General features: G+C 57.9%; 11 protein-coding genes. 5 read left to right on the top strand and 6 right to left on the bottom strand.

Annotated elements, in window-relative coordinates; translation table 11 throughout:
* Positions 1 to 72: 72 nt before the first annotated feature.
* A complete protein-coding gene (locus tag J2Y56_RS00775) occupies positions 73 to 2,100 on the bottom strand; it encodes a hypothetical protein (protein ID WP_310347933.1) in 2,028 nt (675 codons plus the stop codon).
* A 77-nt stretch (positions 2,101 to 2,177) separates the two neighbouring features.
* Positions 2,178 to 3,011, bottom strand: coding sequence for a hypothetical protein (locus tag J2Y56_RS00770; protein ID WP_310347931.1), 834 nt, complete (start codon positions 3,009 to 3,011; stop codon positions 2,178 to 2,180).
* Between the two features lie 241 nt (positions 3,012 to 3,252).
* Here J2Y56_RS00770 and J2Y56_RS00765 point away from each other — a divergent pair, with 241 nt between their 5' ends.
* The 5 genes from J2Y56_RS00765 (at position 3,253) to J2Y56_RS00745 (ending at position 8,608) form a co-directional block, all read left to right on the top strand.
* A complete protein-coding gene (locus J2Y56_RS00765; RefSeq protein WP_310347927.1) occupies positions 3,253 to 4,278 on the top strand; it encodes a LacI family DNA-binding transcriptional regulator in 1,026 nt (341 codons plus the stop codon).
* A 166-nt stretch (positions 4,279 to 4,444) separates the two neighbouring features.
* The gene (locus J2Y56_RS00760) at positions 4,445 to 5,227 is read left to right on the top strand and encodes an AP endonuclease (protein WP_310347924.1); all 783 of its coding nucleotides are present in this window, start codon (positions 4,445 to 4,447) and stop codon (positions 5,225 to 5,227) included.
* Positions 5,220 to 6,194 (top strand): sugar kinase, encoded by a 975-nt coding sequence (locus J2Y56_RS00755; protein WP_310347922.1) that lies wholly within the window; start codon positions 5,220 to 5,222, stop codon positions 6,192 to 6,194. The genes J2Y56_RS00760 and J2Y56_RS00755 overlap by 8 nt, the downstream gene beginning before the upstream one ends.
* Positions 6,195 to 6,310: 116 nt before the next feature.
* Positions 6,311 to 7,609, top strand: coding sequence for an MFS transporter (locus J2Y56_RS00750; RefSeq protein WP_310347919.1), 1,299 nt, complete (start codon positions 6,311 to 6,313; stop codon positions 7,607 to 7,609).
* Positions 7,610 to 7,630: 21 nt separating this feature from the next.
* Positions 7,631 to 8,608, top strand: a complete 978-nt coding sequence (locus J2Y56_RS00745) for a D-glycerate dehydrogenase (protein ID WP_310347916.1) — start codon at positions 7,631 to 7,633, stop codon at positions 8,606 to 8,608.
* 127 nt (positions 8,609 to 8,735) lie between these two features.
* On the opposite strand, the gene J2Y56_RS00740 is transcribed toward J2Y56_RS00745, so the two are convergent.
* The 4 genes from J2Y56_RS00740 to J2Y56_RS00725 form a co-directional block, all read right to left on the bottom strand.
* Positions 8,736 to 9,923 (bottom strand): aminotransferase class I/II-fold pyridoxal phosphate-dependent enzyme, encoded by a 1,188-nt coding sequence (locus J2Y56_RS00740; protein WP_310347912.1) that lies wholly within the window; start codon positions 9,921 to 9,923, stop codon positions 8,736 to 8,738.
* A 43-nt stretch (positions 9,924 to 9,966) separates the two neighbouring features.
* Positions 9,967 to 11,592 (bottom strand): methyl-accepting chemotaxis protein, encoded by a 1,626-nt coding sequence (locus tag J2Y56_RS00735; RefSeq protein ID WP_310347910.1) that lies wholly within the window; start codon positions 11,590 to 11,592, stop codon positions 9,967 to 9,969.
* Positions 11,593 to 11,907: 315 nt separating this feature from the next.
* Positions 11,908 to 13,044: a glycerate kinase gene (locus J2Y56_RS00730; protein ID WP_310347908.1), complete on the bottom strand. Its 1,137-nt coding sequence runs from the start codon at positions 13,042 to 13,044 to the stop codon at positions 11,908 to 11,910.
* A 287-nt stretch (positions 13,045 to 13,331) separates the two neighbouring features.
* Complete coding sequence (locus J2Y56_RS00725) at positions 13,332 to 14,444, bottom strand: sugar diacid recognition domain-containing protein (RefSeq protein ID WP_310347906.1); 1,113 nt, start codon at positions 14,442 to 14,444, stop codon at positions 13,332 to 13,334.
* Positions 14,445 to 14,562: the final 118 nt, after the last annotated feature.

Raw genomic sequence — 14,562 nt, 5'->3', positions numbered from 1 at the left:
ACACCCCTGATAGAAAAACACAAGGACAAAAGGGGGAGGCTACTGCCCTCCCCAATCGCACCCTAGACTTAACTATGGCTTACCATCGTCATATTTGGTCCCGTCACAATATGTAAAATCCGTCCTGATCAGAATCACTTGATATTTAGACTTTAGTGAAGATGTGGGTGTGGGCGACCCACCTATATTAACGTCATACCACACTTCGGCTGCACCTGGGTAAGTGCCAGGCATACTTTCGTCAGGCTCGGCGGTCGAGTATTTTATAACAGGATTGAATGGAGCCACCCGAACCTTGAACCCTGTAACCACCTCTGTATCCAATACAGTATGCGTCACACTATAGGGGTTAGCATCAGGATTTGGAGTAACTCCTGGAAAATCCGAATAACCTTTGAAGAAAACTGTTACTTCCGCACCCTCTGGCAGGTAGGTAGTATTAGGCGGCACCATAATGCTGATTTCATAATTAGGCGCAACCAAGGTAGGACAACCAATCTTCCCGCCACGTGAAAACTCAACCGTAGGTTCTTTCAGTTCGATTTTAATGGCGTTAAATGCGACGTCTGTTCTTGGCGACTCCGGTATATTAGCACCGCCAATGGTAGCGACTGTCCAATATACCATGACACGGCCCGGCATGGAGCCCTTGACAATGTCCCACGGAAGTGCGTGCGACAACTCTTTTCCTTCGTCGCCATCATTTAAAAATATAACGGGCGGAACAAACTTTCCATCAAAGTAAGCTCTAACCTCTTGCCCATTTTTTGGCTGCCTGCCGGGTTCATCCCACAGCTTGATGGTCATCCTTGCTTCTTTCTCAAAATCCTCGGGTGTTAATTCATTCTTTAGATTCAATAAACCGTAAACCTCCACCGGATTCATTGCAGGGTTCACAATGCTGGGATGTTCCGGGTTTGTCGGCCCTGCATATTCAAGATTTTTCAGAACGACGAGAGCTTCCTTATTCCCAACTGGTATAGGTCCCCGCGATAAACTACAAGTAATCGTTATCGGCTGATCGCCACCTATTGAGTCATTGTACTTACTGGCTATAACATCTTTATCGACCGGTATCGAAAACGTCGCCGCCGCCCCAGCTTCTTCGTCATAGATAATTACGTCTCCATATTGGAGTACGTAATGATCAGTAGCCTGTACGTTATCCCCTCTTGCAAAATCGACCGTGACACCGTCGACGCAATCCTGAATATTGATAACAGGATCCGCCTTGGGAACGGTGATTGCTTTCAACACAGGCGGAGGCAACAACTGGACGGCTTTGCCGGCAGGTACTGAAGTGTTACTTACATTACCCGCGAAATCAGTGAGCTGGTACCAGACGTATACTGACTGACCCAGCAGCTTTGCTACTTCAGCAATTGGAACCGTGACTTTCCCGTCTGCGGGCAGCTCGCCCGAATTGATGGGTAAAAATGTCGGCGTGGCCGAATAAGTTATGCTCATCCACAGCTTGTAAGTATCACCATTAGGCGGTGGCAAAGGATTATCGTAATTCTTCGGGATTGTCATAACCAGCCCGAGGGGGTTGTTTGCGATAAATGTATCGTTAATCGGGTTGTTTAATAAGTCGAGTGGCCATGCTGCGACGGTAGCTTGAGCTTTCACGCCCGTCGTCTTGCTCTGATACGGTGCGGTGGGGTCAACGATGATTTTGGTGGGAAGGGTTTCTATGGGGTTGATATTAGCCAGCCAGATGACGGCCCAGATGTAATAAGTAGCGGGCCCAGGCACGCCTGGGTCCTCGATTAACCAACCTGGCGTTACCTCTACTTTAACTGGGCGCTCAACGATTGGCCCAGCCTCTCCTTCCTCCACAATCGTTCCATCGAGAAAAGGATCCGTAGGGGGGGCGTCCTTAATAATTCTAAATTCAACATAGTCATCTACATGTTCATTGCCCCACTTCGGAATTATTACTGGCAATGGACTTCCCACAGGAATGAGCGCTACTGGCAGTGTCCCATCGTTGAGAATCCCTGGAACTTCTGGTGCTTTTTTCTGCAATACTCCCGGTGTACGCCGCCGGCTACCGGCAGGACGAACAACTCGGGATCCAGCATTAGTCAGCCTACTCATTTTTTATCACTCCATTAATTAGTTATTTCCCGAGTAACCGCTCTTCTACACTAAACTTACCCAACACGCAATTTCCTTCAGGGTGGCCCACAAACATCCCACTCCCCCGGTATAATTCTATCAATACGCACCAGTCCAACTTTTGACCTTCTTTTTATCTGACCATTTCTTTCAAGGGAGTACCGAGCAAGCGCAGACGCATTATCTATCATTGGCTCGATGTGAGGTACAAAGGGTTCAATCAACACTTCGACACCCTTATCCAACTCTTCCTGCGTCACTATTGTCTTGCGTATCTTTTTGTAGGTGTTAGCGATGGGCGGCCCACTACCATTAAGGCTTTTATAACCATCCCAATGAACGATGAGCACATCTCCACGTGCAAAGTCTGGATCGGGTGGTACCTTTACTCGGACCCCCTCCCACAATGGAGGATTATCGGTAGAACAATTCAGATACCCTCCATCCGCACTCGGAAATTCTGGTTCTAGAAGATCAACTGGAGCGCTGTCTATTGTCAACTTCCGCTTTGCAGAATGAATAACATTAATATCCTCCAGCCACACTTCATAGCTTACATAGGCGACGCCGTCTTCCGTCAATAGACCAGGGTCAATTTTTATAAACATCCGTTCTGGCGGAACAGGGTAGATCAGCTCATCGAACACCCATGTTTTAGTACCAGCAAACTCCCAAGCCACCCTTAAACGGTCTTTTCTAGGCGGTTTGTCCGGAAAATTCTCCCAGCGCTTAACTATCACCTCTAGCCCCTTGGTGATTAGTTCTATAGGCACTTGCCCTTCCGGATCGTTAACATCGACACCAACAACTTCAGGTGCGTCATAGTCATGAACTCCCGCTGACAATGATGAATTGCCTGCCTTCTTGATTTTTTTATTAGAAGTAGCCATGAACACTCCATGTCGAGACACATTTAATATCTCGATAAGCTCTAATTTTTCGGTTTGACTTGAAATAATTAAGCGCGACTTTTTTCGCGGGGTCTACTGTCATATCTGACAGGCTTTACGACCGCCTGTCGGTTTTCATGCAACCTTTTCCATAATCAAACTTGACGAAGAATCTGCTTTTGGCGCTTACTGAAACCGGTTTCAGCCCCACAAGATCAAATACAAAAACAAGGCCCGACCCGTGAACGACTTCTCCGCCGCCCAGCGCAGCCGCGTCACCATGCTCGACGTCGCCGAACACGCCGGTGTCTCCAAGGCCAGCGTCTCGCGCTTCATTGGCGACGACCGCGCCCTGCTCTCCGATGCCACTGCCTCGCGCATCGAGCAGGCGATTGCCGCACTCGGCTATCGCCCCAACCAGATGGCTCGCGGCCTCAAACGCGGGCGCACTCGTCTGATCGGCATGCTGGTGGCCGACATCCGTAACCCTTATTCGATTGCCGTGATGCACGGGGTGGAAACCGCTTGCCGTCAACACGGCTACAGCCTGGTGGTGTGCAACACCGACCGCGATGACGAGCAGGAACGTCAGCACCTGGCGTTGCTGCGTTCGTACAACATCGAAGGTTTGATCGTGAACACCCTGGGTCATCACCGCGACGAACTGCGCGAGCTGCATCGCGAAATGCCGTTGGTGCTGGTGGATCGCAAGGTCGAACAACTTGAGAGCGATCTGGTCGGGCTGGACAACCCGGCGGCGGTAGAAATGGCCCTCGCCCATTTGCAGGAACGCGGCTATCGCGATGTGCTGATGGTCACCGAACCGCTGGACGGCACCAGCGCGCGCATCGAGCGGGTCAGCAGTTTCAAGGCACAGATCGCGCAACGCCCGGCCTTCGACGGTGCGGTGATCGAGACTGGCAGCGAGCTGACTACGCATTTGAATACATTCTTGAACACTCCCGGCCCGGGCCCGAAAGCGCTGTTCTGTGCCAATGGCATTGCAGCGTTGGCGAGCACTCATTCATTGCGTGAGCTGCACTGCAATCTGTTTGAGGACGTGGGGCTGATTGCATTGGATGATCTGGATTGGTATCCGTTGGTGGGCAGCGGGATTACCGCGCTGGCTCAGCCGACGGAAGAAATTGGCGCGAGTGCGTTTGAGTGTCTGCTCAAGCGGTTGCGTGGGGATGTCGGGGCTGTGCGGACCCTGGATTTTTCGGCGCGGTTGATTGTGCGGGGGTCTACCCTTGGGAATCTTCAGTGATTGTTATGGCCCCTTCGCGAGCAGGCTCGCTCCCACATTGGAACTATGGCAACCACAAATCCCCTGTGGGAGCGAGCCTGCTCGCGATGAGGCCCGCAAGAACACCTTCATTTGAATAGCCATTTTTTTGAAAAAAAATGAAACCGGTTTCAGAGGTATAAAAACAATGAATAAACCACCCGTCTCCATCAGCCTTTCCAGCTACGGCGCGGACCTTGTGCGCCAGCGAGGCCAAGGCAGCTTTATCGATATATTGGCCGCCGCCGGCGCCACGCACATTGAATGGCGCGAAGAGTTGCTGACGGATGAAAACCCGCTTCAACTGGCTGACGACAGCCACGCCCAGGGTCTTGAAAGTATCTACTCGGCGCCGATGGAGCTGTGGTTGGCCGGTCAATCAAAGCCCAATCCCGAACTGCTCACCACCCTTGAGCGTGCCAAAACATTCGGCGCCAATTGGCTGAAAGTATCCCTGGGTTACTTCACCGACAACAATGATCTTCAGGCATTGGGCCGTGTCCTCGCTCAGAGCGCGGTGCAGTTGCTGGTGGAAAACGACCAGACCTTGCACGGCGGCCGCATTGAACCGTTTCAACGCTTCTTCGGCGAGGTCGAGCAGCACCAGTTGCCGATCAAAATGACCTTCGACATTGGCAACTGGCAATGGCAAGACCAGTCGGCCGCCAGCGCCGCGCGGTTGCTCGGTCGGCATGTCGGCTACGTGCACTGCAAAGCCGTGACACGCCGCGCCGACGGCAAACTGGTCGCCATCCCGCCGATGGCCAGCGACGTGCAGTTATGGGAGCAACTGCTGCGGCATATGCCACAAGGCGTTATGCGCGCAGCGGAATACCCGTTGCAAGGCGATGACCTGGTGCAACTGACCCGCGAACACGTCGCCACCCTCGCCCGCCTGGGTCAACCCCGGTTGGAGAAGGCCCATGTCTGAGTTCGATATCCTGTCGTTCGGCGAAACCATGGCGATGTTTGTCGCCGAGCAAAGCGGTGATCTGGCCGACGTCGGCCAGTTCCACAAACGTATTGCCGGGGCGGACAACAACGTTGCGATTGGCCTTTCACGGCTCGGATTCAAGGTGGCGTGGTTGAGCCGGGTGGGCGACGATTCATTGGGGCGGTTTGTCGTCGACACGCTGCGCAAAGAAGGCCTGGACTGCAGTCATGTCGCCATCGACTCGGCGCACCCGACCGGGTTTCAACTCAAATCCCGCACCGACGACGGCAGCGATCCGGCGGTGGAGTATTTCCGTCGCGGTTCGGCGGCCAGTCATTTGTCGGTGCAATCCATCGCCCCGCCACTGCTCGGCGCGCGTCACTTGCACGCCACCGGCATTCCGCCGGCACTGTCTGCGTCGGCGCGGGAAATGTCCTTTGAATTGATGACCCGCATGCGCGCTGCCGGGCGCAGCGTGTCGTTCGACCCAAACCTGCGCCCGAGCCTGTGGGCCAGCGAACAACAGATGATTACCGAGATCAACCGCTTGGCCGCCCTCGCCCACTGGGTGCTGCCGGGTTTGAGTGAAGGTCGCCTGCTGACCGGGCTTGAAGACCCGGCGGATATCGCGGCGTTTTACCTGGATCTGGGCGCCGAAGCGGTGGCGATCAAGCTGGGTCCGCAGGGCGCGTATTTCCGCACGCCGGTTGATCAGGGATTTGTCGCCGGTGTGCCGGTGGCAACCGTGGTCGATACAGTTGGTGCGGGCGATGGTTTTGCCGTCGGCATGATCAGCGCGCTCCTGGAAAACCACAGCGTTGCCGACGCGGTGCGGCGTGCCAACTGGATTGGTAGCCGGGCGGTGCAGAGTCGGGGGGATATGGAAGGACTTCCGACCCGAGCCGAAATGTCCGCCGAGTTTGAGGGCGCCAATCGCCAGCAGGCTAGCTCCCACACTGGATAGATGACAACCGAAGATCACCTGTGGGAGTGAGCCTGCTCGCGATGAGGCCTACACAGTTACTGAAGATTTACCCCGTTACCTGCTGCGACAAAAACAACAAGCTCAGGAGCACCACTATGAAAACAGCTTCACTCCCCACCCGCCGCTGGTGGTACATCATGCCCATCGTCTTCATCACCTATAGCCTGGCGTATCTGGACCGCGCCAACTACGGGTTCGCTGCTGCCTCGGGCATGGCCGCCGACCTGATGATCACGCCCGGAATGTCGTCGTTGCTCGGCGCGCTGTTCTTTCTCGGCTACTTTTTCTTTCAGGTGCCGGGCGCGATTTACGCGCAGAAGAACAGCGTCAAGAAGTTGATTTTCGTCAGCCTGATCCTCTGGGGCAGCCTCGCGACACTGACCGGGATCGTCTCCAACGCCTATTGGCTGATCGTCATCCGCTTCATGCTCGGGGTAGTCGAAGCCGCCGTCATGCCGGCGATGCTGATCTATCTGTGCCATTGGTTTACCCGTGCCGAACGCTCGCGCGCCAACACTTTCCTGATCCTGGGCAACCCGGTGACCATGCTCTGGATGTCGGTGGTGTCGGGTTATCTGGTGCAGCATTACAGCTGGCGCTGGATGTTCATCATCGAAGGGTTGCCGGCGGTGCTGTGGGCGTTTATCTGGTGGCGTCTGGCCGATGACCGTCCGGCACAAGCGACGTGGCTCAGCGATCAGGAGAAGCAGGATCTGGAAAGCGCCCTTGCCGCTGAACAGGTCGGCATCAAAGCGGTGAAAAATTACGCCGAGGCCTTTCGCTCGACGAAAGTCATCATCCTCGCGTTGCAATTTTTCTGCTGGAGCATTGGCGTTTACGGCTTCGTGTTGTGGCTGCCGTCGATCCTCAAGGCCGGCGCGAAGATGGACATGATTCAGGCGGGTTGGCTGTCGGCGCTGCCGTATCTGGCCGCTGTTATTGGCATGTTGCTGGTGTCCTGGGGCTCGGACAAATTGCAGAAGCGCAAACGCTTCGTCTGGCCGCCGCTGCTGATTGCCTCCATCGCGTTCTACGGCTCTTACGCGTTGGGCGCCGAACATTTCTGGTGGTCCTACACCCTGTTGGTGATCGCCGGCGCCTGCATGTATGCGCCTTACGGGCCGTTTTTCGCGATCATCCCGGAGATCCTTCCCTCCAACGTCGCCGGAGGCGCGATGGCGCTGATCAACAGCATGGGCGCGCTGGGTTCGTTTGGCGGCTCGTATCTGGTCGGCTACTTGAACAGCAGCACCGGATCGCCAGGGGCTTCGTATTTGTTGATGAGCGGCGCGTTGATGCTCTCGGTGGTGCTGACGATTTTCCTCAAGCCCGGTGCCAGTGACCGGGTCGTGGAGAAGGCGGCTGCGCAACGTCCGGCGACTGCTCACCCTTGAATTGAAATTGAGAACATGACGATGAAAAAGCAGGTTGTTCTGTACAAGAAACTCTCGCCGCTGCTCATGGCTCGCCTGCATGAGCACACCGAGGTGAAGCTGATCGACAACCTCAACCCGGAGGGCCTGGCGCAATTGCGTGAGGCCCTGCCCCGGGCCCACGGATTGCTCGGCGCCAGCCTGAGACTGGATGCCGGGTTATTGGAACTGGCGCCGAATCTCGAAGCCATCGCCAGCGTCTCCGTCGGCGTCGACAACTACGACATCGATTACCTTACCGAGCGCCGCATCCTGCTCAGCAACACGCCGGACGTGCTGACTGAAACCACGGCGGACACCGGATTCGCGCTGATCCTGGCGACCGCCCGGCGTGTAGTGGAGCTGGCGAACATGGTTCGCAACGGCCAGTGGAAGCGCAACATCGGCCCGGTGCACTTCGGTACCGATGTGCATGGCAAGACGTTGGGCATCATCGGCATGGGGCGGATTGGTGAGGCCTTGGCGCAGCGGGGACATTTCGGGTTTGGCATGCCGGTGATCTATCACAGCCATGCGCCGAAACCGGCGGTGGAGCAGCGTTTTAATGCGCAGTACAAAAGCCTGACGGAGTTGTTGCAGCAGGCGGACTTCATCTGCCTGACCTTGCCGCTGACGGCTGAAACCGAAGGGTTGATTGGCGCTGAAGAGTTCGCCTTGATGCGCCCGCAGAGTATTTTCATCAACATTTCCCGGGGCAAGGTGGTGGACGAAGCGGCGTTGATTCAAGCGCTGCGTTCCGGGCAGATTCGGGGGGCGGGGCTGGATGTGTTTGAGCGTGAGCCGCTGGACCCGGATTCGCCTCTGTTGACGTTGAACAACGTGGTGGCGACGCCGCACATGGGGTCGGCGACGCATGAGACTCGGGAGGCGATGGCCAGCTGCGCAGTGGATAATTTGCTGATGGCGTTGGCTGGAGAGCGACCGAAGAATCTGGTAAATGCCGGGGCGTGGCGAGGCTGATTAATTCAGCGTTTGTCAGTCCGCTATCGCGAGCAGGCTCGCTCCCACATAGGATCTGTGGCGTTCACAAATCCCCTGTGGGAGCGAGCCTGCTCGCGATGAGGCCAGCACAAGCAACACAAAACCGTCAGGCTCGCCTCGCCTCCAGAAGATCCGCCGCACATAACGCGATTCTTCGACACGCCTCCGCCAGTTGCACCTGATCCACCACCAACCCGATCCGGATATGCCCCGCCGCGCTCGGCCCGAAGGCCTCCCCCGCCAGCACTGACACGCCATACCCCTCCAGCAACCGCTCGGCAAAGCTCTGGGCGCACAGCCCGGTCTGGCGTACATCCACCATCACAAACATCCCGCCATCCGGTCGCACAGGCCTGATACCGAGGCAACCGCTCAGCCTCGCGCACACCAGGTCACGGCGCTGGCGATATTCCTCGCGCATCAATGCTACTTCCGGCAGGTTCTGATCCAGCGCCAATTGCGCCGCGTTCTGGATGAAATCCGGAATTCCGAACAACATGCACAACGACAGATTCACCAAATGCTCGGCCATGGGTTTCGGGCCAATCGCCCAGCCGACCCGCCAGCCACTCATGGCGTGGGACTTGGACAGGCTATTGATGGTCACGGTGCGCTCGGCCATGTCCGGCAGACTCGCCGGACTGGTGTGCTCCCCCTCGAACAACAGGTCGCTGTAGACCTCATCGCTGATCAGCCACAGGTCATGGCGCACGCACAATGCTGCGATTGCTTGCCAAGTGGGCAGCGGCAAACTGGCGCCGGATGGATTGTTCGGACTGTTGAGCAGGATGACTCGGGTTTTCGGGGTAATCAGTGCCGCGACATCCGCCGGGTCAACGCGAAAGCCGTTCTCCGGGCGCACCGCCACCGGCACAACTTTAGCGGCGCAGGCGCCGAACACGCCTTCATAGGTCACGTACATCGGCTCGGCGACGATCACTTCATCGCCCGGATCGAGCAGGCATTGCGCGACCGAATACACCGCGCATTGCGCCCCTGGGAACACGATGACATTGTCCGCGTCCACGCCCTGACCACTGCGCTGGTGATGGCGCCGCGCAATGCTCCTGCGCAGCCCTCGACTGCCGCGCACTTCTGGATAATGGGTGTCGCCGGCCTGCAAACTGTCGATGGCGGCCTGGACAATGGGCTGTGGCGTGTCGAAGTCTGGATCACCAATCGACAGCAGCAGGACATCGACGCCCTGCTCGCGCATTTCCAGCGCTCGGTCATGAATCTGCCAGGCTGCTGCTCCGTCGCCGGCAATTCGTTTGGTCAAGGCTGAATAGCGCATGTGATTCTCCTGTCGCGCGCGGGCTCCTGAACTCAACCCTACCTCAAATCACGAAACGCGCCACCATGGCATTCAAATCCACCGCCAGACGCGACAGTTCATGGGTGGCGGCGCTGGTCTGATTGGCCCCAGCGGAGGACTGGGTGGCCAGGTCGCGGATGTTCACCAGGTTGCGGTCCACTTCGCGCGACACCTGCGCCTGTTCTTCCGAGGCGCTGGCGATCACCAGATTGCGTTCGTTGATCAAGTGAATCGACTGGGTGATTTTCTCCAGCGCCACACCGGCGGCGCGGGCCATTTCCAGTGTGCTTTGGGAGCGCTGGTTGCTTTGCTGCATCGATGAAACCGCCTGGCCGGTGCCGTTCTGAATGCCGGCGACCATTTTTTCGATTTCCTGCGTCGACTGCGCGGTGCGATGGGCCAGTGCCCGCACTTCGTCCGCCACCACGGCAAAACCCCGCCCGGCTTCACCGGCACGGGCGGCTTCGATGGCGGCGTTGAGCGCCAGCAGGTTGGTTTGTTCGGCGATGGCGCGGATCACATCCAGCACTTTGCCGATATCGCGCCCTTGTGCGGCCAGGCCTTCGATCATCAGCGAAGTGTTTTGCACGTCGTGGGTCATGGTCTGGATCGCGTCGACGGTTTCCACCACCCGGTCACGGCCTTCGCGCGCTGCCTGGGTCGACTGGCTTGAAGCTTCGGAGGTCGACACCGCGTTGCGCGCCACTTCTTCCACGGCGGCGGTCATTTCGTTGACGGCGGTGGCGGCTTGTTCGATTTCGTTGTTTTGCTGTTGCAGGCCGCGAGAAGCTTCTTCAGTCACGGTGCTGAGTTCTTCAGCGGCGGCGCCCAGTTGCGTGGCGGATCCGGCAATCTGTTCGATGGTTTTGCGCAGGCTGGCTTGCATGGTCGCCAAGGCACCGAGCAAACGGGCCGGCTCGTCCTTGCCATCGATGTCAATGACGTTGGAAAGATTACCGCCAGCGATGGTTTCGGCGACCTGCACTGCACGGTTCAGCGGTGTGACGATGCTGCGGGTCAGCAGCCAGGCGAGCAACACTGTCAGCAACGCCGCCATGACCGCGACCACAATAATGCCGGTGATGGCACTGCTGTAGTGTTCGCCCGCCTCAACGGAGGCGGCCTTGGCGTAAGCGTTGTTAAGGGCCACCAGCTTGTTCAACTGCTCGCCCATCTGGTCGGTGCCGTCCTTGATTCGGGTATTGATCAGGTCGCGCATCTCGTCGAGCCGGTTCTGCCGCGACAGGTCCATCATCTGGTTCTGCGCCTGCATGTAACTGTCCAGCGTTGCCATGAAGGTTTTGTACTGCGCGGCTTCTTCCGGCTGAGCGGGCAAGGCGGCATAACTGGCCTGAGCGCTGCGCAGCTTGTCGATGAGCACACCGATGCGGGTCTGCGCCTCCTGCAACGCGGCGGGCTCGCGGTTGATCAGTACACGGAAAGACAGGATCCGCAGGCGCAAGACGTTTTCAGTCATGTTGCCCAGAAAGCCGACGCTGGGCAGCTGCGTGCTTTCCATATCAACGGAGGCCTGACGGATGATCGACATGCGGTCCACGGCAAACACACCCAGCACGATCACAAGCAAGGCAATGAACGAAAAACCCAGGAACGCTCGAGGCGCGATATTCAGATTACGCAGTGACATAGGAGGCATCTCGGAAGAGTGAGGCGGCGAGCATCCGTGCGGTGATGACTGAACGGCACGCATTCAGTTTGGCGCCACTGTCGAATCGGGTGTGTGAGCGTCTATAGGCTGTATCGGCCGGGGATGAGGTTTGTTGCGGGGGGATGGAGAAATATATTTCGAGGGGGTACGAGTGTTTCAACTATGAAAAAAATCACCTGTAGCAGCTGCCGAAGGCTGCGTCCGACTGCGAAGCAGTCGCGCTTTTTAGATCCTGCGACTACTGCGCACTCGAACGCAGCCTCGCAGGCTCGACAGCTGCTACAAAGTCTCGCGTCAGGCTTTGGCAATCCGCCAGACCCGCGCGATATCGCTGGCGCGATCACGCAGCAACCGTGGCGCTTCAGCGCACGCCTGTTCCAGCGGCATTGGCCCGCTCGCCAACGAAAACGCGGCATCGATACCGTGTTCATACAACGCCTGATAGCCCTCACCCAAGGTGCCGGCGATCACGATCACCGGCACGCCGTGCTGCCGGGCAATGCGCGCGACACCGAACGGCGTTTTGCCGCGCAAGGTCTGGGCATCGAACCGCCCTTCCCCGGTCACCACCAGGTCAGCGCCCTGCACTGCTTCCACCAACCCGACCAGTTCGGCGACCACTTCCACACCGGCCAGAAACTGTGCACCGAGGAATGCCGTAGCGGCAAACCCCAGACCGCCCGCTGCACCGGTGCCCGGTTCGTCCTTGACGTCGCGACCTAATACATCAGCGCACCGTTCAGCAAAGTGTCCGAGCGCGTCATCCAGTTGCTGCACTTGTTCGGGCGATGCGCCTTTTTGTGGGCCGAAAATGACTGAAGCGCCGTGAGGACCGCACAGTGGATTGGTAACATCGGCTGCGATGTCGAAGCGCACTTCAGCCAGACGCGGGTCAATGTCACTCAGATCGATGCGACCCAGTTTTGCCAGCGCCAAACCGCCCGGTACCAGGGTTTGTCCCTGTGCATCCAGCAATCTCACGCCCAGCGCTTGCATCGCTCCGGCCCCGCCATCGTTGGTGGCGCTGCCGCCAATGGCCAGAATCACCCGCTCTGCCCCGGCATCAAGGGCCGCGCGAATCAGTTCGCCGGTGCCGAAGGTGCTACTGAAGCAGGCATTGCGCTTGCCCGGCGGTACCAACTGCAAGCCGCTGGCTTCGGCCATTTCGATGATCGCGGTGTGGTTGTGTGGCAACCAGCCCCAGGCGGCGTCGACCGTTGCACCGAGCGGACCACGGACCTTCGTGCGACGCAGTTCTCCCTCGCACGCGGCCAGAATCGACTCCACCGTGCCTTCGCCACCGTCGGCCATCGGGCATTTGATCAGTTGCGCTTCAGGCCAGACATCTGCCAGACCCAACGCAATGGCGTCGGCCACACTTTGGGCGCTGAGGCTGTCCTTGAACGAATCGGGGGCGATGACGATTTTCATGCGAATTCTCCAGTTCCAATGCGTTCCATGCTGCCAGTAGCCCCGGACAATAACGCCAGTCCGCTGCACAAGGGGGTGTGGTGATTATTGTTCATTTCCACAAAACCCAGCGGACCTACACACTTGTTGTAGCAGCTGCCGAGCCTGCGAGGCTGCGTTCGGCTGCAAAGCAGTCGTAAACCCGGCAAGCACAATTTACCTGACACACCTCAATGGATGATTTTACGACTGCTGCGCAGCCGAACGCAGCCTCGCAGGCTCGGCAGCTGCTACGGGGTTGTGTTCGGTCAGTCGGTTTGCGGCAGAAGTTGAACACCGAGATACAACGCAAGCATGCCGTCCAGTTTCAGCGGATCAACCCCACTCAACTCCGCAATCCGTTCCATTCGATACCGCAAACTATTGCGATGAATCCCCAGCGCATCGGCGCATGCCTGGCTCTGGCCATCGTGATCACACCAACTGCGCAACGTCGCCAACAGTTGGCCGTTGCCGTCCTTGGCGATGACTTTGCGCAACGGGTTGAGCAATTCGTCTAGCGCGTCGTCGTTGCGATGCCGCCAGAGCATCACCGGTAATCGATAACGGGTCAGCGTCAGCAAGCGCGATCGCGGCAACACATCGCGCCCGTACGCCAGCAAGTCCCCGACACGTCGGTAACAGCGCCGCAGCCCCGACAATCCCTCGGCCTGGCCGCCCACCGCAATGCGCAGAATGTTCCAGCCCAAGCCATCGAGTTTTTCCAGCAGCCGTTCATTTTCGATTGTTTGTGAAGCCGGCCGGCACCACAGCAGCGACGACTTCGCCGAACTCACGCACCAACTGTCCGGGTAACGCGAGGTCAACCAGGCACTCAGCGCTTCAACGGTTTGCGCCGGGCCGTGCTCCATGCCCAATTCAAACAGATAAGGCACCCGCATCATCTGCGGCTTGAGCCCCAACTGCTGCGCTTCATCGAGCAAGCGCGGCGAGTCCCCGGTTTCGCTCAGCAACAACGCCAGCAAATCATCGCAACGTTGACGCCGCCATTGCTGCTCGGCCTGCTGATTGCGCTGGCCGACCAGCATTTCCGCCGTCATTCGCACCAACTCGGCATAAGTGCGCAATGGCTCGGGCTCGCCGGTGATGCCCAGCACGCCAATCAAGCGCCCATCAAGCAGCAGCGGCAAATTGATGCCCGGTTGCACCCCCTTCAGATGGATCGCCGTCTGCGCGTCGATCTCCACCACCCGACCGTTGGCCAGCACCAGTTGCGCGCCCTCATGACGGGTATTGATGCGCTCTGGCTCGCCGCTGCCGAGAATCAACCCCTGGCTGTCCATGACGTTGACGTTGTAGGGCAGAATGGCCATCGCCCGGTCGACAATGTCCTGGGCCAGGTCGTGATCGAGTTCGAACATAACGGGGGGTCCTTGAAAACGGAGTGGGACGGGTTGTTCACCCGCACAGGCCTGGGTCTGAAACCCTGTGCTCAGGCACAAAGACAACGACCCTGAGCGTGACCGAGACTCTCTGGGC

It is taken from the genome of Pseudomonas sp. BE134, from assembly GCF_031456105.1.
Lineage (GTDB): Bacteria > Pseudomonadota > Gammaproteobacteria > Pseudomonadales > Pseudomonadaceae > Aquipseudomonas.
This window is presented reverse-complemented; position numbering and strand designations above follow the sequence as displayed.

Bases quoted from the DNA above. Each gene is read 5' to 3' on its own strand.
- J2Y56_RS00770 (WP_310347931.1), bottom strand. From the start codon at position 3,011: ATGGCTACTTCTAATAAAAAAATCAAGAAGGCAGGCAATTCATCATTG.
- J2Y56_RS00760 (WP_310347924.1), top strand. From the start codon at position 4,445: ATGAATAAACCACCCGTCTCCATCAGCCTTTCCAGCTACGGCGCGGAC.
- J2Y56_RS00755 (WP_310347922.1), top strand. From the start codon at position 5,220: ATGTCTGAGTTCGATATCCTGTCGTTCGGCGAAACCATGGCGATGTTT.
- J2Y56_RS00730 (WP_310347908.1), bottom strand. From the start codon at position 13,044: ATGAAAATCGTCATCGCCCCCGATTCGTTCAAGGACAGCCTCAGCGCC.
- J2Y56_RS00775 (WP_310347933.1), bottom strand. From the start codon at position 2,100: ATGAGTAGGCTGACTAATGCTGGATCCCGAGTTGTTCGTCCTGCCGGT.
- J2Y56_RS00750 (WP_310347919.1), top strand. From the start codon at position 6,311: ATGAAAACAGCTTCACTCCCCACCCGCCGCTGGTGGTACATCATGCCC.
- J2Y56_RS00735 (WP_310347910.1), bottom strand. From the start codon at position 11,592: ATGTCACTGCGTAATCTGAATATCGCGCCTCGAGCGTTCCTGGGTTTT.
- J2Y56_RS00740 (WP_310347912.1), bottom strand. From the start codon at position 9,923: ATGCGCTATTCAGCCTTGACCAAACGAATTGCCGGCGACGGAGCAGCA.
- J2Y56_RS00745 (WP_310347916.1), top strand. From the start codon at position 7,631: ATGAAAAAGCAGGTTGTTCTGTACAAGAAACTCTCGCCGCTGCTCATG.
- J2Y56_RS00725 (WP_310347906.1), bottom strand. From the start codon at position 14,444: ATGTTCGAACTCGATCACGACCTGGCCCAGGACATTGTCGACCGGGCG.